This window comes from Filomicrobium sp., from assembly GCF_025698805.1.
Lineage (GTDB): Bacteria > Pseudomonadota > Alphaproteobacteria > Rhizobiales > Hyphomicrobiaceae > Filomicrobium > Filomicrobium insigne.
Genome location: NZ_JAILWT010000002.1, coordinates 610,532 through 631,018 on the forward strand (window position 1 = coordinate 610,532; position 20,487 = coordinate 631,018).

18 protein-coding genes and 1 tRNA gene are annotated in these 20,487 nt (G+C 57.3%); 3 read left to right on the forward strand and 16 right to left on the reverse strand.

All coding sequences use genetic code 11. The features are described 5' to 3' along the window. Nucleotides 1–17: 17 nt before the first annotated feature. Genes K5845_RS06570 through K5845_RS06580 form a run of 3 tightly spaced genes read right to left on the reverse strand, consistent with a single transcriptional unit; the run spans nt 18 to nt 3,146 of the window. Entirely contained in the window at nt 18–1,196 is a 1,179-nt protein-coding gene (locus K5845_RS06570) for an ABC-type transport auxiliary lipoprotein family protein (RefSeq protein WP_046479535.1), read from the reverse strand. 9 nt (nt 1,197–1,205) lie between these two features. Continuing rightward, complete coding sequence (locus K5845_RS06575; RefSeq protein ID WP_287958670.1) at nt 1,206–1,982, reverse strand: ABC transporter ATP-binding protein; 777 nt, start codon at nt 1,980–1,982, stop codon at nt 1,206–1,208. A 9-nt stretch (nt 1,983–1,991) separates the two neighbouring features. Then, nucleotides 1,992–3,146 (reverse strand): MlaE family ABC transporter permease, encoded by a 1,155-nt coding sequence (locus K5845_RS06580; RefSeq protein ID WP_287958671.1) that lies wholly within the window; start codon nt 3,144–3,146, stop codon nt 1,992–1,994. A gap of 295 nt (nt 3,147–3,441) precedes the next feature. On the opposite strand from K5845_RS06580, the gene K5845_RS06585 reads away from it, so the two are divergent. Next, on the forward strand, nt 3,442–4,374 hold the full coding sequence (locus K5845_RS06585; RefSeq protein ID WP_244464963.1) for a DMT family transporter: 933 nt from the start codon (nt 3,442–3,444) through the stop codon (nt 4,372–4,374). Nucleotides 4,375–4,388: 14 nt separating this feature from the next. On the opposite strand, the gene K5845_RS06590 is transcribed toward K5845_RS06585, so the two are convergent. The 3 genes from K5845_RS06590 to yghU form a co-directional block, all read right to left on the reverse strand. Continuing rightward, nucleotides 4,389–5,090, reverse strand: coding sequence for a class I SAM-dependent methyltransferase (locus tag K5845_RS06590; RefSeq protein ID WP_046479531.1), 702 nt, complete (start codon nt 5,088–5,090; stop codon nt 4,389–4,391). Between the two features lie 79 nt (nt 5,091–5,169). Continuing rightward, nucleotides 5,170–6,081: a VHL beta domain-containing protein gene (locus K5845_RS06595; protein ID WP_090228042.1), complete on the reverse strand. Its 912-nt coding sequence runs from the start codon at nt 6,079–6,081 to the stop codon at nt 5,170–5,172. Between the two features lie 158 nt (nt 6,082–6,239). Next, the gene (gene yghU / locus K5845_RS06600) at nt 6,240–7,127 is read right to left on the reverse strand and encodes a glutathione-dependent disulfide-bond oxidoreductase (RefSeq protein ID WP_287958672.1); all 888 of its coding nucleotides are present in this window, start codon (nt 7,125–7,127) and stop codon (nt 6,240–6,242) included. A 114-nt stretch (nt 7,128–7,241) separates the two neighbouring features. Here yghU and K5845_RS06605 point away from each other — a divergent pair, with 114 nt between their 5' ends. Beyond that, nucleotides 7,242–7,829 (forward strand): TetR/AcrR family transcriptional regulator, encoded by a 588-nt coding sequence (locus K5845_RS06605; RefSeq protein ID WP_287958673.1) that lies wholly within the window; start codon nt 7,242–7,244, stop codon nt 7,827–7,829. A gap of 46 nt (nt 7,830–7,875) precedes the next feature. On the opposite strand, the gene map is transcribed toward K5845_RS06605, so the two are convergent. The 4 genes from map to aspS all read right to left on the reverse strand — a co-directional run bounded on the left by map (nt 7,876) and on the right by aspS (nt 11,518). Next, nucleotides 7,876–8,625 (reverse strand): type I methionyl aminopeptidase, encoded by a 750-nt coding sequence (gene map, locus K5845_RS06610; RefSeq protein ID WP_287958674.1) that lies wholly within the window; start codon nt 8,623–8,625, stop codon nt 7,876–7,878. An 88-nt stretch (nt 8,626–8,713) separates the two neighbouring features. Further along, a tRNA-Leu gene (locus K5845_RS06615) sits at nt 8,714–8,800 on the reverse strand. Between the two features lie 83 nt (nt 8,801–8,883). After that, the gene (locus K5845_RS06620; RefSeq protein WP_287958675.1) at nt 8,884–9,645 is read right to left on the reverse strand and encodes a ceramidase domain-containing protein; all 762 of its coding nucleotides are present in this window, start codon (nt 9,643–9,645) and stop codon (nt 8,884–8,886) included. Nucleotides 9,646–9,724: 79 nt separating this feature from the next. After that, nucleotides 9,725–11,518 carry an aspartate--tRNA ligase gene (gene aspS, locus K5845_RS06625; protein ID WP_287958676.1) on the reverse strand — a complete coding sequence of 598 codons (1,794 nt, stop codon included), beginning with the start codon at nt 11,516–11,518 and terminating at the stop codon, nt 9,725–9,727. 226 nt (nt 11,519–11,744) lie between these two features. Between aspS and rnd the strand changes: the two genes are divergently transcribed. After that, the gene (gene rnd / locus K5845_RS06630) at nt 11,745–12,914 is read left to right on the forward strand and encodes a ribonuclease D (protein WP_046479524.1); all 1,170 of its coding nucleotides are present in this window, start codon (nt 11,745–11,747) and stop codon (nt 12,912–12,914) included. A 13-nt stretch (nt 12,915–12,927) separates the two neighbouring features. Here the strand turns inward: rnd and K5845_RS06635 are convergent, their stop codons facing one another. The 6 genes from K5845_RS06635 to K5845_RS06660 form a co-directional block, all read right to left on the reverse strand. Further along, nucleotides 12,928–13,833, reverse strand: coding sequence for a DnaJ C-terminal domain-containing protein (locus K5845_RS06635; RefSeq protein WP_046479523.1), 906 nt, complete (start codon nt 13,831–13,833; stop codon nt 12,928–12,930). Nucleotides 13,834–13,952: 119 nt separating this feature from the next. After that, nucleotides 13,953–15,488 carry a Ppx/GppA phosphatase family protein gene (locus K5845_RS06640; protein ID WP_046479522.1) on the reverse strand — a complete coding sequence of 512 codons (1,536 nt, stop codon included), beginning with the start codon at nt 15,486–15,488 and terminating at the stop codon, nt 13,953–13,955. Then, entirely contained in the window at nt 15,485–17,704 is a 2,220-nt protein-coding gene (locus K5845_RS06645; RefSeq protein ID WP_082101207.1) for an RNA degradosome polyphosphate kinase, read from the reverse strand. Before K5845_RS06645 ends, K5845_RS06640 begins: the two co-directional genes overlap by 4 nt. 253 nt (nt 17,705–17,957) lie before the next feature. After that, nucleotides 17,958–18,644: an HdaA/DnaA family protein gene (locus tag K5845_RS06650; RefSeq protein WP_046479521.1), complete on the reverse strand. Its 687-nt coding sequence runs from the start codon at nt 18,642–18,644 to the stop codon at nt 17,958–17,960. 43 nt (nt 18,645–18,687) lie between these two features. Continuing rightward, nucleotides 18,688–19,776, reverse strand: coding sequence for an AI-2E family transporter (locus K5845_RS06655; RefSeq protein WP_046479520.1), 1,089 nt, complete (start codon nt 19,774–19,776; stop codon nt 18,688–18,690). Nucleotides 19,777–19,808: 32 nt separating this feature from the next. Then, nucleotides 19,809–20,342 (reverse strand): CDP-alcohol phosphatidyltransferase family protein, encoded by a 534-nt coding sequence (locus tag K5845_RS06660; RefSeq protein WP_046479519.1) that lies wholly within the window; start codon nt 20,340–20,342, stop codon nt 19,809–19,811. Nucleotides 20,343–20,487 lie beyond the last annotated feature (145 nt).

The window sequence follows — 20,487 nt, forward strand, 5'->3', positions numbered from 1 at the left end:
CACCCACCAAACACCTATCAGCGTTCACCTGCCTTCGACGAAGGCAACGGCTCCGCGTTCGCATGAGCAGAACGCGCCAAGCCCGTCGCCCAAGGGATCAAAACCCTCAGCGCCTTCCCGAATGCACCATCCAGCGCTGCGACAGCGTCCGATGCGTCCGGCGCTGTTAGACCTGCCATCTCATGGATAACTCGCGATCCTAGAACCTTGCCGTCACTCGAAACGAGATTGGCGGAGATGTCGACATCGGCCTTGAGATCCGGTCCGGCGAGTATCGCGAAGGTCCGAATATCCAGGACCAACTGCAGGTCACTTTCCAACGCGTCTATCGGCCGGGTCACAGACCGAAAGCACTTCGTATTCTCAAGACTTTCGATGACCTTGGCCTGAACAATAGCCGGAATAGCGTCCGCTAGCTCTCCATTGTCGAACGCATGGGGATCGGACAAAGCCCCCTTCACGGGAATCTTATTGTTGCTAAGGGACATCAACGCACTCGGATCAGGAACGACAAGCTGCTTGTCGATCGTCTGTGTGCACGGCGGCAGGTCACGTACACCAGTCAAACTGTAGACGGGGACAGGCGGCTTACCAGCCGTGCCACCCGTCATCCGCTCCAACCCCGCCAATATCCCATCAACCTTGTCGGAGTTTCGCGCCAAAGCCTGCGAGAACGTGCTGATATTACTGATAGCGTCGTGCAGAGGCGCAGAATTGTCAGAAAGAATTTTGTCAAGGTTCGACAAGGTGTCGCGTGCCGACTGAGTCAGCGTCTCACCGACGTTGGGCGCCGCCAGAAGAAGTGGTGTCTTACCATCAGACGCCGTCAAGACTGAAGCTTCAGCGCTCCCCCCGGAAAGAGCAACCACAGGCGCTCCCGTCAATCCTTGAAAGTCGATACCGACCGTGGTGTCGCGCTTAACCGGTGTGAACGGATCAACAGCGATCGTTGCCATAACCTGCTTAGGTTGTTTGGGGTCGAGATCGAGAGACGTCACTTCACCAACCCGTATGCCATTGAACAGAACATTCGAACCGACGAGCAAACCTGAAACCGGACTTTCAAAGCGAATTTGGTAGGTCGCTCGTTGTCGAATGCCACCTGCACCCTGCAGCCAATACACGAAACCAAATCCAGCAATGATCACACCGAGTGCGAACAAACCGATCAGCGCGTATCGTGCTCTTGTTTCCATTTTCAGATCTCAACTGGCTGCATCGGAGACATGACTGCCAAGCTCACGCGTCCGACGTCCACGGAAGTAAGACTTCACCCAGGGATGCGGCGATTCCAAAATGCTCTGGATCGACCCCGACGCCACGACCTTGCCGTCAGCAATGACACCAACACGGTCACAAACCGTATAGAGGCTGTCGAGATCATGGGTGATCATAAAAACGGTAAGCCCTAGCGTCTTCTGAAGCGTTCGGATCAGACTGTCGAAATCTCCAGCAGAGATGGGGTCGAGACCCGACGTCGGCTCATCGAGAAATACAAGTTCAGGGTCCATAGCAAGGGCGCGCGCCAACGCAGCACGCTTGATCATCCCCCCCGAAAGCTCGGAAGGGAGCTTGTCGTGATCGGTGGACTTGAGCCCCACCATTTCGAGCTTCACCCGCGCGATGTCATTCAACATGTCAGGCGTGAGATTCAGATACTCGCGCATGGGAAACTGAACGTTCTGAAGAACGCTCAAAGAGGAGAACAGCGCACCCTGCTGAAACAGAACCCCCCATCGTCGATTGATGGCTCGACGCTGGCTTTCCGTCGCTCCATTCAGGCGTACGCCCAAAACTTCAATCGTTCCCTGCCGCGCGTATAAAAGACCAATGATCGTTCGCAATAAGACAGACTTTCCGCTGCCCGAACCGCCCACCAGTCCATAAATCTCACCGCGGTTCACATCCAAGTCTACGTGATCAAGGACGGTGCGATCACCGAAGCCCACCACAAGATCCCGTATCCTGATGATTGGATCCATGCGCTTGGCTCACATATCGATCGACGCGAAGAAGATGGCAAAAAGCCCATCGAGCACGATGACCAAGAAGATGGCCTTCACGACAGAGGCCGTAGTCTGCAATCCTAGCGATTCCGCGCTGCCTTTAACCTGAAGGCCTTGAGCGCACGCCACAATCCCTATGACCAGTGCCATGAACGGCGCTTTGATCATTCCAACCTTGAAGTGCGTAATCGAGATTGCCTCCTTGAGCCGCGTAAGAAAAATTTCGGGGCTCATTCCGCCGTAGAGCCACGCCACCAACTGCGCGCCGTACAGTGCCGACATCGAACCGAGAAAGGTCAGGATCGGCAGCGCAATGACCAACGCAACGACACGCGGCAGAACCAACACCTCGACCGGATCGAGCCCCATAGTCTCTAGGGCATCGATTTCCTCACGCATCTTCATCGAGCCAAGCTCAGCTGTGTAGGAGCTTCCCGAACGCCCTGCGACCATGATCGCAACAATCAGAACGCCGATCTCACGCAACACAAGAATGCCGACCATGTCCACGACGTAGACGTCGGCACCGAACTTGCGAAAGTGAAAGATCCCCTGTTGGGCGATAATCCCGCCAATAAGAAATGTAATAAGAAGTATGATTGGCACAGCTTGCCAACCCACGCGATCAAGATGATGAACGGCAGACGTCAATCGAAAACGCAATGGATGCAAAACAATGCGCCACACCGATGCACAGATCGCGCCAAGCATCGCAGCAAGCGCGACGAGGTCACTCCAGATTCCCGTTATGGCTCTTCCGACATTTGACAGGTAGTCGACGAGGGCGTTGCCGCGAACATTGACGGCCTGCGGCGCGACTATGGAACTGTCTACCTCTTCAAAAAGAGGGCGAAGGCGCTCAGCGAGGCCATTGACTGGGATATTCTTTTCAAGCCTACCACCCTGGTGCCGCAACCGCTCTAGAAAGACGGCGCCAAAGGTGTCGAGTTCCGCGACCGCGTTCAGGTCCAAAGCGGAAAGTGGTTCCTCAGCAATCCGGGCCGAGGCTCCTTCAACAAGGTCTTCAAGAGCATCGGCGTACGCGGCGGTCCAGTTGCCTGCCGCGACAAACACCACGCGTCCTTCCCGTCGCGAAAAGGTTAGGGTCGGAGAACTGCTCGATACCAGCGCAGAGTCCATGCGCGCTCTATTCCGTGTACAAGATATGCGGACGACGAATGATCTTATCGCTAGACAGCGCAGCGCCCTAGGTGGGGCGAGAGTAACATTAAAAAAGCGCCGTAATCTGCTCACGTCTTCGTGCGGCCAACCTAGGACCCGGCCTCGACGTAGAGGTCCTCCCCCTATCGGCTGACACGCGCCTGGCTCCTAGGATGCAGAAGCAGTCGCCGAACTGTTCCTGCGGCTGTACAGTCAGCCCAAAGAATCATGGACGGTCGAGCAAACGTTCACCCCGTCGCTCTGAGGATCATGAGTGGTGACTTCACAGATGTTGATGCGCGTCGCGCCCTTAGTGTTCGTGGTTCTCTGGTCGACCGGTTTCATCGGCTCTCGGCTTGGCGCGCCGGACGCAGAGCCGTTCACATTCCTCTCGCTTCGATTCTTGCTCGTGCTGGGATTATTGCTGCCCGTTGCACTATTTTTTCAGCAGCGAGCTGGCGGCTGGCACGAACGCGGGCACGCAATCGTCGTAGGCGCCCTCATACACGGCTTCTACCTCGGCGGAGTATTCTGGGCCATCCATCGGGAAATGCCTGCCGGGGTTGCCGCCCTCATCGTATCGCTACAGCCCATTATGACCTCGGTTCTTGCTGGGCCACTGCTCGGCGAACGTGTTTCGGCACAGAACTGGTTCGGTCTGGCGATCGGTCTTGTCGGGGCGATCCTAATCCTCGCCCCAAAGTTTGATCTCGCAACTTCTGCGGGCACGGGCATCAACGGTTACACGATCCTGGCGAGCGTGATTGCCCTCTGTGCCATCACCATGGGAACGCTCTACCAAAAGCGTTTCGCTACGCGCATCGATCTTTTGGTCGGTGCCGTGTGGCAGTACATCGGAGCCCTTATCATCGTTAGCGCTGGCGCGCTGTTATTCGAAACGCGCGAAGTGAACTGGACGCCGAACTTCATCTTCGCACTCGCGTGGCTGGTCCTCGTCCTTTCGATCGGGGCCATCTCGCTTTTGATGCTGCTCATCCGCCAAAACGCGGTAGCGACCGTCGCCGGCCTGTTCTACCTCGTACCGGGTGTCACTGCACTCATTGCTCATTTCATGTTCGGCGAAACGCTGGACCTGATGCAAATTTTCGGTCTCGTGCTCGCGACATTCGCTGTCTTGCTGACGACTCTCCGGAAAGAGAATCTCCGCTTCCTGCAACGGCGCCGCCCTGCACCACCTGCCCCCTAGCCGCCGAACACCCGTCAAGCGTAGGCAACCCAGCCACGCCAGGTAAACGCCGCGTAGAAGAGCGTCACGTTCGAAAAGCCCGCCTCACGCAGAAGCGCCTCGTCCTGCTCCGGGGAGAACAGGGAAAGGCTAGCCTCGACCTTGGAACGTCCCTGCTCCACCTTCTCCGGATCTGCGCCCGAGGCAACCGCATAAGCAGCATATCGCGACAGCCACCGGCCGCGCTCACCATCGCCCTGGGGGAAACTCGAATGCGCAGCGACGAAGGGCGCACCGGGCTTGAGCCTGCGCTGAATCTCGGCCTCTGTACGCCGCCGCTCGTCGGCATCGAGAAAATGCAAAGTCAGCAGGCACGTCGCGGCGTCGAAAGGCCCATCCGGCGCGTCGTCGATATATCCCTGTATCAGATGCACACGCGGTGAATGGTCTTTCAGCATGTGTTCGGCCAGTTTCAGCATCTCTGCCGACGGATCGACCCCGACGAATGACCAACCCGGCTGTTCCTCAGCCAGTGCTTTGATCTCAAGACCACCCCCAGCACCAAGGACGAGCACACGCGCATCCGCGGGAGCCTTCTCCGCAAGCATGATCCCGGTCATGCGATGAAGGGAGCTGTAGCCCGGCACAAAACGCGGCGGCCCTTCTGCGTATGTCGCCACATGCTCCGGATCGGAGAACGTTTCCAGTATCGCTTTAACGGAATCGTCGGCTCGCATACATGACCTCTCGAGTTCCAAATCATGTAACATTTGATATTACATGATTTGGAAGCGGTCAATGCGATGCAACAGTCGCTCAATTAACCTGACAGGTTTCCTCGTACTTACGGCAGGCATTACCATTGCCCTTATTGCATTGAGCCTGCCAGGTTTTGCAGCCCGGCTTCTTCCATGGTTCTACCTCAAAGCCCTGCTTGTCCTGACGCCAGACGCATTTGCCATTCCGCAGCTGGTAGCCTTTCTTGCAATAGCAATCACCCTCCGCACTGCGATAAGCGTTCTTTCCGCAATTCTGGAGCAGCACACACTCACCGTTCCGGAGTTTGTAGTTCTTGCCGCACACGAGGGGCTTCTTCTTTGCCTCCGTCGGCTTGGCTCTTGGCGGTGTTGAAGGCTTTGGGTTATCCGCATCGAGACGGAACAACTCTACCGTGGCCGGCTCGGCTGCAGGCAGGAAGATCTGCAGACAGTCTCCCGGACCGGTGGCGACCATCCAGGGATGAGTGCGATACGTATCGAACGTAATTTGCTCGCCGGGGTTCAGGCCGCCGTAGTCCTGCAGATTGCCCTCGAAGTCGATCCACAGGAAGGCGCGATACATCCCGGACTTGTTGACGAATGTGATCTTGGTTGGCTCGCTGGAGCTTTGCGAGCGCAACTCCGCGCGCTCAGAACATTGGCGTTCGGACGCTTTACCTGACGACACGACGGGGACGGTGGCGGGTTCCGACTGCCCGCCCATCTTCTTCAAGTAAGCGCGCGCCATATCGGCATAGAAGCCTGTCGGGTAGCTTGCTAGGAACGCGTTCCAGGCATCTGCCGTACCAAGCTCCTTAGCGACTTCGAATGCTTCTTTCGCGGCAACGGCGTCCGCATCCTGCGCAAACGCCGAACCGCGACCCAAATCCTGGCCTGCGCTCCAGGGCTGAGAAACCATCGCTGAAAAAAACAGCAGGAACAAAACAGAACGCGAGAAAAACCACTGCATTATTGAATATCCTGACTATGGCCACGCCATATGTGACCATAGTCAGCATAAGAACGATCAACAACGCGGTGGTGTCTCCACAGCATCGTCGACGAACTCATTTTCGCAAAAAATTCCCGAAAGGGGTGCCTTCAATCCGTTCGCACGTTCGTTGCTGATCAGGACGCGCTTGCTTCCTGCCCTGCAATCTTGTCCTGCGTCTTCGTATTGAAGTCATCAGCATCGTGCCGCTCGTGGAGCTGGCTCGACAGGCTTCCGGAGATGCGGTTGACCTTACGTCCGCGCGTCACGGCCGGGCGCTCAAAGATTGCATCAGCCCAACGCATCACGTTTTTGTACTCATGGACCGATAAGAACTCGGCTCCATCGTAGAGCCAGCCCTTCACAAGTCCGCCGTACCAAGGAAACACCGCGATATCGGCAATCGTATAATTGTCGCCGGCAAGGTACGGGCTTTCGCCGAGGCGGCGGTCGAGCACATCCAGCTGACGCTTCGTTTCCATGGCGAAGCGGTCGATGGCGTACTCAATCTTGATGGGTGCATACGCGTAAAAGTGACCGAAGCCGCCGCCAAGATAAGGCGCGCTCCCCATCTGCCAGAACAGCCAGGACAGGCATTCCGTTCGCTCGCGCAGCTCTGTCGGTAAAAACGCACCGAACTTCTCCGCGAGATAAAGCAAGATGGCACCGGACTCGAAAACACGAATAGGCTCCGGACCCGAGCGATCCATCAACGCGGGAATTTTCGAGTTCGGATTGACCTCAACGAACCCGCTTCCAAATTGGTCGCCGTCACCGATCCGAATGAGCCACGCGTCATACTCGGCACCGCTATGGCCGAGCGCCAGCAACTCCTCCAGCATGATTGTGATCTTCTGGCCGTTCGGCGTTGCCTGCGAGTAGAGCTGAAGCGGATGCCGCCCCACAGGCAGCTCCTTCTCATGCGTCGGTCCAGCGATCGGCCGATTGGTGCTTGCGAACTTGCCGCCATTTGGCTTGTTCCAGGTCCAGACCTTCGGAGGTACGTATTCGGGAGCGTTTGCCATGGTTCGCTTCTTGTGTGCTGCCTGTAGCTTGTGTTTTAGTTCTATCGTTCTAAAATGCAATGCAACGAGCCTTCTGACAAGACTCTGATAGCGCAAATGTGAGCAGGCGACGAAATGGCAAGACCGCGACAGTTTGACGAAGAGGCTGTCCTCGACGCGGCAACCGAATGTTTCTGGAGCCGGGGCTATGAAGCAACCTCGGTCCGCGATCTGATCGAGACCACGGGCTTGACCGGCGCAAGCCTTTACAATGCATTCGGCGACAAACGTGCCCTCTATCAAAAAGCGCTCGATTACTACATCGAGGAGAGCATCGCAGACCGGATACAGCGCTGTGAAGCTCTGCCACCGCGCGAAGCGATCGGCGCATTCTTCGAAGAAATATTGAAACGCTCACTGAGCGACCGTCAACACAAGGGATGCATGGTCGTGAACGCAGCCCTCGAAGTCGCCCCACACGATCCGGAATTCCGCAAAATCGTCGCCACAGCCATGAAACGCGTCGAAACCTTCTTTCTCGACTGCGTGAAAGCTGGTCAGGCAAGCGGCACGATTACACGGTCAAGCGAGGCCGAAGATCTCGCAAGGCACCTCCTCGGCGTCCTGATGGGCATCCGCGTTCTCGCCCGCGCCCGCCCCGAACGCGCCCTCCTCGAAGGCGTCCTAGCCCCAACCCTCGCGTTGTTGGATTCCCGCGACTGAAGCTGAGGGACCTCCCGTCATTGCTCGGCCGCCCGAGGGGCGACCATTACCCCGGTGTTGTAACGACCAACGGGCCGTTTCGCGTCACGACGATGGTGTGTTCGTACTGAACTGTCGGAGCTCGGGGATTGCTGTAAAGCGTCCAGTCATCATCACCGTCTTCGGCCCATTCCGCACCCAGGGACAGGAACGGCTCGACAGTAAACACAAGCCCATCACCCATGATGCGACACTCGCGAGGATTGGGCCACGTTGCGATCTCCGTCGGCTCTTCATGCAACGACAGACCGACGCCGTGGCTCGCAAGGTTCCTCACGAGCGTGTACCGGTTTTTCCGAGCAAAATTGCCGATGGCCTGCCCTATCCCAGCGATCGGTTTTCCGGCTCCAACCTGCCGCAACCCCGTCCACATGGCCCGTCGCCCGTCTCGGCACAGACGTTCAATTGAGCGCGCAACGGGCGGCACGGCAAAGGAGGCACCGGTGTCTGCATAGAAGCCGCCCTTTTCAGCGGAAACGTCTATGTTGACGAGATCACCTTCCGCGATACGGCGCGGCCCCGGGATACCGTGGGCGATCTCCTCGTTCACGCTGATGCAGGTCGCTCCCGGAAATGCGTAGTCGAGTTCCGGAGCTGACCGTGCACCCTCAACGTCCAACAGACGACGGCCAATTTGATCAAGCTCAGCCGTCGTCATGCCTGGCTCTATAGCCTTGCCCATGGCCTCAAGCGTATTGGCTACGATACGTCCAATCTCCTTGAGCAGCTCCAAGCTGTCGTCGTCTGAAATGGTCAAGTCTCTAGTCCTGTGAGCCTACGCAAGATATCTCCCCGCACAACCCGTCGAAGATGCGCGCGCGATGAATTCCAAGCTCAAAGAGTATTGGTGCGGACGGCGGGAGTCGAACCCGCACGGCGGTTAAGCCTCAGGATTTTAAGTCCTGTGTGTCTACCAGTTCCACCACGTCCGCTAAGCTCGGCACGCAAAGCCGAAGCGTTATCCGATACTCATCCTGCGCCACCGACACAAGAGTGTCCGCGAGAGCCGCGCAAACTATACCGTTGACTTACGTTCGTCGACATCCTTCGTGCCGCCATAAAGCACCGCCGCGCGCAACAGCAGATAAAGCAGCGTCGCGTTGAGCACGTGCCACATGAAATGCGTCCCCACCCGTCCGTAGCCTTGCAGATACGTCGAAGCGCAAAGCGAGCGATCCACCGACCTCAAAGTGAGGGAAAGGGCGAAAACGACACCGCCGAAAAAGATCGGCCGCCAAGCTGGATGACGCTTCCAGGCCAAAGCCAGACCAAGTCCCAGCAACGCCACGAGAGCCGGCAGATACCCCACCGAAGCGCTCCAACACGGACCGTTGCCACACCGTAGCGTCAGCGTCTGCCAGATAATCCCGGCAAACAGCGCCATGCCCAGCAGAGACAAGAACCAGTTCAACCGGAAAAAGCGATTCAGAACGTAGCCGAAGTAGAGCAGCATAAAGAGGCCGATCGGCGCGGTATCGGAGATCGCAGACCAGCGGTTCGCCAGCGTGTGGAACAGAAAACTTCCTGTTCCGATGACGAACACAAGAACGATCAGCACCAGATCGACAATGCGGCGCTGTCCACCGGCCCCACGGAGCCACAGAAAGAGCGCCGCTAAAGCCGCCACATAGAACGCACCATTCGTGACGGCATTAATGGGCTCAGCCCAGAACTGCGCGTCAGTTCCGCGCTCACAATACGAAAAGATCGACTGATGCCAATGTCCCGGCGGGACCGCATCATCAAGCGCGCGCGCAAGTGTCTCGATCGCGTCCATATCCGGTTCTTCGCTTGCCCCTCACTTCGCACCTACGGCTGCGGCCGGCAAAGAGCTGCCGCAGCCGAGGTTTCGTAGGCTAGTTCGCTTTCGGCGGCACTGCGACGCGAAGTGAAAGCTCACGGAGTTGCTTGGCATCCACGTCGCCCGGAGCGCCCATCAACAGATCTTGCGCCTGCTGGTTCATTGGGAACAACGAGACTTCACGCAGGTTCTTCGCGTCAACCAATAGCATCACCATGCGATCGACACCCGCGGCCATGCCACCGTGCGGAGGCGCACCGTACTGGAACGCACGATAAAGACCGCCGAACCGCTCCTCGACGACTTCCGGCCCCAGCCCCGCGATGGAGAACGCCTTGACCATCGCCGCAGGCAGATGGTTGCGGATGCCGCCGGACGCGATCTCAAAGCCGTTGCAGACGATGTCGTACTGATAAGCCTTGAGCGCCAGCAGATCCTCGTCCGAGGTCGCCGCTTCCAGCGCCGCCAATCCACCCTGAGGCATCGAAAACGGGTTGTGCGAAAACTCGATCCGCTTTTCGTCTTCGTTCCACTCGTACATCGGGAAATCGACGATCCAGGCAAGGGCAAAGCGATCCTCATCGATCAGCTTCAACTCCTGACCGATCCGGTCTCTGGCTGCGCCCGCGAACTTGTAGAACTTCGACGGCGTGCCGGCAGCGAAAAACACCGCATCACCCGACTTCAAACCAAGCTGCATGCGAATGGCTTCCGACCGTTCCGGTCCAATGTTCTTGCCGATCGGCCCGGCCGCTTCCTCGTCACGGTAGAAGATGTAGCCAAGGCCGGGTTGACCCTCGCCTTGCGCCCACGAATTCATCCGGTCACAGAACGCACGCGAGCCGCCCGTCGGCGCCGGAATAGCCCAAACGCGAACCTTCGGATCCTTCTCGATCATCCCCGCGAAGACTTTGAAACCAGAACCGCGGAAATGCTCCGTCACGTCCTGCATCTCGATCGGATTGCGCAAGTCGGGCTTGTCACTGCCGTATTTGGCGATGGCGTCGTCGTACGCTATCCTCGGGAATGTCTCAGTGACCTTACGACCCTCAGCGAATTCCTCGAACACACCGCGGATGATCGGCTCCATCGTGGAGAAGATTTCTTCTTGCTCAACGAAGCTCATCTCGACGTCGAGCTGATAGAACTCGCCTGGGAGCCGGTCCGCGCGCGGGTCTTCATCGCGGAAACAGGGCGCAATCTGGAAATACCGGTCGAAGCCCGAAACCATCAACAGCTGCTTGTAGATCTGCGGCGCCTGCGGAAGCGCGTAGAACTTGCCGACATGGAGACGCGACGGCACCAGGAAGTCGCGCGCCCCTTCCGGCGAAGAGGCTGTCAAAATAGGCGTTGAGAACTCGAAGAAACCGGCATCTTCCATGCGCCGCCGCATCGACTTGATGACAGCAAGACGGCGCATGATGTTTTCATGCAACGTCTCGCGGCGCAGATCGAGGAAGCGGTACTGCAAACGCAGGTCTTCGGGATAGTCCGGCTCACCGAAAACCGGCACCGGAAGCTCCTTGGCTGCCGACAAAACTTCGATCTCGGTCGCATAAAGCTCGATCTCGCCGGTCGGTAGCTCGGCATTGACGGTTCCCTCTGGCCGTGCCCGCACGCGGGCGTCCACCCGAATAACCCATTCAGAGCGAACTGATTCGGCAACCTTGAACGCTGCGCTGTCAGGATCGGCGACAACCTGCGTAAGCCCGTAGTGGTCACGCAAATCGATGAACAGCACGCCGCCGTGGTCGCGTACGCGGTGAACCCAGCCCGAAAGCCGCACATCAGCCCCGATATCGGCGGCACGCAACGCGCCGCATGTATGCGTACGATAGCGATGTGTCATCGCTTGAAATTCCTCTAACTTGGTGGAATCCGCCTCAGCCTCTGAGGCGGCCTTGAACCCGGACCGCGACATGGTGTGTCGACACATGAAATCCGGCGCGGAACAGCGCATGTAGGTGGCCGAAAGTCAAGGCCGATGGAGGCTCTTAACTGAAACCCATCCCCGTGGGAAAATAACGCGTTCAGCCCGCGACAAACCGATTTCCTTGGTATATATGCCACATTGCATGAAACTCATCACGACGCCCTCCGCCCTTCACGAACTCTGCCACACGCTCTCGTCCGCCGATTTCATCACGGTCGACACGGAATTTATGCGTGAACAGACCTATTGGCCCAAGCTGTGCCTGATTCAGGTCGCCAGCGACGATGTCGAGGCGATCATTGATCCGTTGGCGCCGGACTTGGATCTGACGCCGCTCTGGTCGCTTATGACCGACAGCAAGATCATGAAGGTTTTTCATGCGGCGCGTCAGGACATCGAGATTGTCCACATCGCGGCTGGCCGCGTGCCGAGCCCTGTGTTTGATACGCAGGTCGCTGCCATGGTCTGTGGCTTCGGAGAATCAATCAGCTACATCAACCTGACCAAGAAGATTACCGGCGCTGACCTCGACAAATCCTCGCGCTTCACCGATTGGTCTCGACGGCCACTCAGCGAAAAACAGCTTAACTACGCTCTTGGAGACGTCACGCACCTGCGGGATATCTATCGGCATCTGAAAAACGAGCTTGAGACGACAGGCAGGGCGTCTTGGCTGGATGAGGAAATGGGGACCCTCACCGCTTCCGAAACCTATGAGCAGAACCCGGAAACCGCTTGGCGGCGCCTAAAACTCAAGGTCCGTAACCGCAAGGCCCTGGGCGTGTTGATGGAGCTTGCCGCGTGGCGCGAAACCGCGGCCCAAAACCAGGACGTTCCCCGCCAACGGATTATGCGCGATGACGCGCTTTACGATATCGCCAACCAATCGCCGACGTCGGTAGAACAACTCTCGGGATTGCGCTCACTCTCCGATGGGTTCGCGCGATCGGCCCGCGCCAAGGAGATCGTCGCAGCCGTTCGTCGCGGCCTCGATCGCGATCCGTCGACCGTACCGCCACTAAGTCAGGGGCAACCCCTGTCGGCGGAAGCGACGGCCACACTCGAACTCCTAAAAGTTCTATTGAAATCGGCTGCTGCGCGTCATCGCGTGGCCCCACGCCTCATCGCAGATGCCAGCGACCTGGAACGACTTGCGCGCGAAAACGAGCCTGACGTAGCGGCGTTGACGGGCTGGCGTCGTCAGCTTTTCGGTGAAGACGCCCTGCGATTGAAGAACGGCGAACTGGCTCTAACCCTGAAGGCCGGAGACGTGCGCATCGTGACCACCAACGATATCCGCGTTGAAACCTGACACCACCGGTGTATTAGCGCGGCCCTGGATCGTAGCGATGCTTCTGCCGCCAGACCGTGAAGAAATAGCTTAGCTCGTCATCGATCTCATTCGGGAGCACGATGCGTACCGTCACCATTTGATCGCCCGTATGACCGGTCTGACGGTTCTTTACACCCTTCCCCTTGAGACGAAATACCCGTCCGCCTGACGTACCCTTAGGCAACGTGAGCTGAACGCGGCCATTAATGGTGGCGACTTCGATTTTGCCCCCCAAAACAGCCTCGTCGATCGTAATCGGAACGTCGATGTGAATATCATCGTCAACACGCCGGAATCGTGTGTGCGGCCGAACCTTGATTTCCACCAGCGCGTCGCCCGGCTGACCGCCCCCAAGGCCTGGACCGCCTTTGCCCTTTAGGCGCAGAACCTGGCCATCGTGAACCCCTTCAGGCACCGTCAGATCCAGGACGCCGCCCTCCGGCATAGTTACTCGCTTTTTGACGCCGGTTATCGCCTCGACGAACTCGACATCAAGGGTATAGCGAACATCGGCACCACGCTTGGTAAAGCCGCCACCAGCGCCGGCATTACGGCGTCCGGAAAACATCTCGTCAAAAATGTCACCGAAACCAAACCCGCCAGCGAACCCGGACCCAGCGCTCGCACCTTGCGCCCCGCTGTATTGCGGATGCTGAAACCCGCGCCGAGGCTCGCCCTGTGCATTGATTTGTCCGGTATCATATAGCTTCCGCTTTGGCGGGTCCCCGAGGATTTCATAGGCAGCCGAGACCTGCCGGAAACGGTCGGACGCCGTCTGATCCTGTGGATTAAGGTCGGGATGCAGCTCTTTCGCGAGCTTGCGGAAGGCACGGCGAATATCCTCGTCCGAAGCGTTCCTTTCAACGCCCAGAACCTCATACGGATCTATCACCGTCATCTAACGTGCCCCGAAACGATCAAGTCGGCATTGCCTCAATGTAACAACAATTGTGGCGGACCTGCGCTTAACATCTACCAGCGAGCCGCAATGCAATCAGTCCACACACATTTTTGAGGCTAGACGATACGCACTTCTGGCTTACGCGCGACAAGTTCGGCCAAAGTCGCAAACCGCCGACGCAACCGCTCGCCATCAAGAGCAGCTCGCGCACGCGGAATTGACAGGACCAAAGAGTCGCCGTTGTACGACAGAGGCGTATGACAAACAATTCCCGGCATGCCCGCCGACATCATATGTGCAACGCGAATTGCCGCGCCGAGCACCCGGGCGCGCAAAAGCGAACGCCGGCTGGCGGCAGCTTTGAGCCGTCCGGACAGTTGATCGTTACCCCCGGTTGATTGCCCTGCGTGCCGGAAATAAACGGCAAGTGCCAGGAAAATACGCCCTGGATGATCGATGCCGCTCAACGCAGCATGCGCCACCACGTTGAGGCTCTGTTCTCCGCGATAATCGGGATGCGCACGCCAACCGATGTCCGACAAGAGGCATGCGGCACAGCGTAAGCGGCGTTCCTCAGGTGTTTCATCAAAACCCGGTCCCTCGAATAGCGGGTCCGTCCAGCTGCAAAGCTCCTGTGCATGCTCCGCCGAGCGGGAGCGCAATTTCGCGTAGTCCTGGCAAAAACTCAGAAGCGGGTCTCGGGCCATCTCCGCTGCCGACAGAAGATTGTAGATGTAGCCCTCACGCACGCCGAAAACGGAGATCTGTACCTTTTGTGGAGCCAGCCGCACTAAGAGGCGCTCAAGAACAGCCGCCCCCATGGGAAGCACCTCACGCCGCGCTTTGGCCACCTCTGAAATGCCGCGCAGACTGGTGAGTTTCTTCGCCTTGCGGATCATCCCGGCGTAGTCGATCAGTTCCTGGGTGGGGACCACATAACCGTGCATGACATGGAGGGGATAATCGATCTGCGCCATATGCATGGCAGCAATCGCGCGCCAGGTGCCGCCCACCGCATAGAATGTACGGTCCCGACCCTCCGGGAGCCAGTCGACACGATCGAGCTGTTCATCGATCAGACTCATGGCCTTGTCGATTTTGTTGCCCGTTGCGTCGATCAAACGCAGACCGCCGAGCGGTAATGTCGTCGCTCGGCGAAAGTCATTATCTCGCAGATCGATAAGTTCGAGGCTGCCACCACCCAGGTCGCCAACGATACCATCAGGGTTGGAAATCCCCATGACGATACCCTGAGCGGCAAGCCGTGCTTCTTCTTCACCTGTAAGCACGCGAATAGGCGCGCCACATACGCTTTCACCCTCGTCGATAAATGCAGCGCCATTTTCCGCTTCACGAGCTGCAGCCGTAGCAAACACCTGCAACGACTTGACCTTGAGAACGTCGGCAAGCGCGCGGAATCGCGCAAGGGCCCGGATAGCACGTTGGACAGCCTCGTCACCTAACCGACCCGTCGTCGCAACATTCCGTCCAAGACCGCACAGCACCTTCTCGTTGAACATCACGACTGGTGCGCGTGAAGCCCCCTCATAGACAACCAGCCGAACGGAGTTCGAACCGATATCGATCACAGCGAGAGGGGATAGATTCGAAGACCGACGCCGATCCTCGAACAACTGCTTCACCAGCGTCACGCGTCTCCCCCCACTTCAGCCGCCTTTGCCACACCGCTAAAGCGACGCGGGAAGTGCTTCTGCAGAGCCTCTCCCCGCCCGGAAAGACTTGGATTCGTCATGAAATACTCATGCGCGTTGAAGGGTTCCTCTCCGCGTTCCGGCATTATGCGCTGCGACGAGCCATCAGGCAGGATGCGCCAGCTCTGCTGATTATCCTTGAGGTTGGCAACCATAATTTGATTGAGCACCTGCTCATGGACTGTCGCGTTGATAATCGGGGTCAATGCCTCAACCCGCCGATCCAAATTGCGCGGCATGAGATCCGCGGAGCTGATGTAGACGGCGGCTTGTGGCGATGGCAACCCCTTGCCTCGTCCGAAGCAATAGATTCGCGCGTGCTCCAGGAACCGGCCAACCATGCTCTTCGCGCGAATTCGCTCCGACAGCCCTGGCACCCCCGGACGAAGACAGCAGATGCCGCGTACGACCAGATCTATCTCCACGCCTGCTTGGCTCGCCTCATAGAGTTTATCGATGATCTGCGTATCGACCAGCGCGTTCATTTTGAGCCACATAGCCGCAGGCCTGCCGGCCTTGGCATACTCAATCTCCTCTTCGATGTGATCGAGAATGCGGCGCCGAATTCCGTACGGGCTTGCGGCCATGAGTTCCAGCTCACCTGGCTCTCCATAACCGGTCACGAAATTCAGAACACGTGTGACATCGCGCGCAATTTTGGGGTCATCGGTAAAAAGCGAGAGGTCGGTGTAAATTTTCGCGGTTTGTGGATGATAGTTGCCCGTCCCAATGTGCGAATAAGTGACAAGGTCACTGCCTTCCCGCCGCACAATGATGCCCAGCTTGGCGTGGGTCTTGAGCTCAATGAACCCATAGACAACGTGGACGCCCGCCTTTTCGAGATCGCGCGCCCAACGAATGTTCGCCGCCTCGTCGAACCGTGCCTTGAGTTCTACGACAGCGGTAACGGACTTTCCTGCCTCGACAGCATCCTTGAGCGCTTCCACAATTGGACTGTCATTCGATGTCCGGTAAAGCGTCCATTTGATCGCCATCACGTTGGGATCGTTCACAGCCTGTCGTAGGTATTGCACCACGACATCGAACGACTCGTAGGGATGATGAACAACGAAATCTTTCGCCTTGATCGCCGCAAAGATGTTGCCGTCGAACTGGCGGACACGCTCCGGGTAACGGATATTGAACGGCTTGAAGAGCAGATCAGGACGCTCAGGTGTGATGAGCTGTGTCGTATCGGCAAGGCCTAAAAGACCTGACTTCACAAACACCGCATCGTCACTCACGTCGAGTTCCTGGATCACAAGATGCCGCAAATTCTCCGGCATCCCCTGATCGATTTCGAGGCGAATGACATTGCCACGCCGGCGCTGCTTCAGCAGCTCCTCGAAGGTAAGGACCAGATCTTCCGCTTCTTCTTCCAGCTCGATATCGCTATCACGCAAGACACGGAACGCCCCCTGAGACAGGATATTAAATCCTGGGAACAGCGTATCCATGAACATGCCGATCACGGACTCGACCCGGATGAACCGCATCTGATTTGCGTCATCCTTGTCGGTTCGCAGACGAATGAAGCGTGTAAGTTGACTCGATATCGGAACGAGGCCGTTCTGCCGCTTCCCTTTGGTCTTGTGCTCCATCAAGGCAGCTAACGTCAGCCCCTTGTTCGGGATGAAAGGAAACGGGTGCGCCGGATCGACCGCAATCGGCGTGAGCAGCGGGTAGATGTTCGACAAGAACTGATCACGCAGCGCCGTCTCTTCCTGCTCGGTCAGTTCATCAGGTCCCACAATGAAAATGCCGGCTTCTATCAGCTCTGTGTTCAGTCGGCTCCACGTCTCCTGCTTCTTGGCAACGAGATCGTTGACGAATGCATTGATCTGCACAAGCTGCTGCGAAGGCGTCAGTCCATCCTTCGACAAGGAGGTCACGCCATTGATTATCTGGCCGTGGATACCAGCCACACGCACCATGTAAAATTCATCGAGATTTGAAGCGGAAATAGAAAGAAAGCGCAGCCGCTCGAGCAGCGGATGGCGTTCATTGCTCGCTTCCTCCAGCACTCGGCTATTAAACTGAAGCCAGGATAACTCCCGATTGTAATAGCGTGACCTACCCTCAAGTGCGACATCCCCTGACTCAGGTATCACTTGCGGTTCCGGTCTGACGGGAGGCGTTCCTTTGCTAACAGGCATTGTTATCTCCGCTCAGAAAGATCGTCTCTTGAACTGAATATCGAGCATACCCGCCACCTACCGATTGGCCAGGTTCCCCGCTCTCAAAAGCCAGACCAAGCGTCACCACCCGGCCTTCTTACGGCATCGGCTTCTCAATTGGGACTCGGGAGTATTCGACCCGTTTAATCGAAGTGAATATCGGGCCACCCAATTGCCAGCTGGGGAATTTCTAAGCCTCCGGTGGCCGGGCGCGAGGACGAAGTCCCGGCTACTATTTACCGCCGCTTGCCATCTGCTCCAATGCCGTCTGCGCAAGCGGCTTAGTCACCTTCCGATGCATCGCGAGTGCCAATCGATCAATTTCATCGACCACAGCGTTAGCTGCCTGCATCGACCGCTCCATACGTAGCGTCAGGAACTTCACAACGGCCGGTTCGACTGCCAGTTGCCGGTCGGCAAACAATTTTACCAGAACGGCCTGCAAGAGCGAATCGTCAGGAGCCTGTATCTCTGCGATTGGTAAAGCACGTGTCCGCGACCGAAGATCCGGCAGCGCCAACGTTAACTGCCCGGGTGCGACACGCGACGTCATGAGCACCAATCCACGTCCCTGGCGAGCCATGTTGAGCAGATGGAACAGGACTTGCTCGTTGGCAACTCCCCGTTCCAAATCCTCCACCACCAACGCGCCGGCCGTCTCCAGCTTACCAATCGCCTGTTCATTGAGGTCAGATGCAGCAATCAGATCAGAGCTGTGCGACAAGCGAAAGACATTCGCCAAATGGCTCTTTCCAGAGCCTTGTGGGCCAATCAGAAGCAACGCGCTATGCGGCCACGCCTGAGGTTCATCAATGAGTTCGACCGCCGCAGCATTCGACTGGCTGATCAGAAAGTCTTCCCGATCCAGAGCCGAACGATGAGACAAATCCAGAGTCAGTTGGCGCGGAGCGGTCGTCATGGCTTCGTTTGCATAAATCTTAGATCAAGCGAAATGCTGTTCATCAAACAGGCGGATCGCCCGGAGCAGCAGGTGCCTCTCCCGTATATACCGAACTGGCAAGATAGGCTTTCAGCCCATATCGGACGATAACACCCACTGCGGCCGCCAGCGGTACTGCAACAAGCGCCCCGACAATCCCAAATAGATAGCTAAACGCAAATAGGGCGAAGATCAGCCACACCGGATGTAATCCGATCTTTGAACCTACGATATTGGGACTAAGGATGCCGGCGTCGAGCGCTTGACCTGCCAGAAAAACACCGAGGACCAACATCACCGGCAGTGTATCGGGCCAGAACTGCAGCACCGCCAACGTCATCCCAATGAGTGTACCAATCGCCCAGCCGAGCACCGGTACGAACGCCAACACTCCTGTAGCAAAGCCGATAAGCGCCCCGTAGTGCAGGCCGACGGCCCACAAACTGAGCGCATAAAAGCAGCCAAGGATCAGACAAACCGTGCCTTGCCCGCGAATAAACGCACTGACTGCACCGTTGATGTCACGTGCCATCTGACGCAAGGGTGCCGCATGCTCTCGCGGTAACCATCGGTCAACCTCGCCCAGCATACGCTTCCAGTCGACCAGAAGATAAAACACAACAAGCGGCGTGATGAGGACCAACGACAGCACGTTGAAAAGCGCGCGTCCCTGCGTCCACAGCGATTGAGCAACCCAAGATGCAACGCCCTCCCAGTTCTCGGACAAAGAGGTGAGCACCGAGTTGAAAGCCTGAAGGGCTGCAGGAGAATGCGTTCCCAATTTCTCTTGAGCCCACGTTTGGAGAAGGTCCTGCAGCCGTTGCAGCTCGGTCGGTAAAGCATTCGCAAACTGCGTGACATGCTCCACAAGAACCGGCCCGACAAACACAATCACCAGCACAATCGCGATGACGAGAAGCGCGACAATCGCAAGACAGCTGACCACGCGCGGCAAACCAATCCGTTCAAGCGCATCCGCTACCGGATTCAGCCCATAAGCAAACAAAATGCCGAGTACGAAAGGTAGAAGAATCTCTTGCAGAAGTCCGATAAGCAAAACAAGGACCACCGCCGCAATCAGCCAGAACAGAGCTTGCTGCTCAACACGCATTGCCCAAGCCCCCCGTATGCCAGGCTAGAAGTTTAATCCCGCGACATATGCACCAGCCAACTGCGCAGGTACGCTGCCAACGACAGGATGGTCAAAACTGCAGTGACCCACACAAGCCCCTGTCGATAGGCGCCAACATTAAGCATAAAGCCTTCATCCGCCAGCACCAATGCCGCAAGCGCCAATTGCGCAAAGGTTGTCGCTTTGCTGACGGCAAGCGGATCAATCTTGATCGGTTTGTTCAACAGCCACGACACGATGATCGCCAAGAGGATCAACAGATCTCGCGAAACAACCGCCACCACGAGCCAGGACGGCAAATCTCCTCGCACGCCCAAAGCCAGGAAAATGCTGACAATTAAAAGCTTGTCAGCAAGTGGATCGAGATACGCACCAAGTTCCGTCTGCCAATTGAAACGCCGTGCGAGCAGGCCATCAATCCCGTCCGATACACCAGCAATAACGAAGACGACGAACGCCGCTTTGATATAGCCCGCAAGAAGCAGCCAAAACACGACGGGTACCAGAATGGCCCGCATGAGCGTGATCAAATTGGGTATGGTCACGTGTCGGCGGTCCAAAAACAATTGCGATTCATCGATCAGATCCCATCATTGTCGGCGCGCGGCCCTGTAACCGGAATTGTCACCCCGGTTGAACCACCGTGTCGAGACTTATTGAAGTTTAATGCCGCATTTGGCGCAGGCGTAA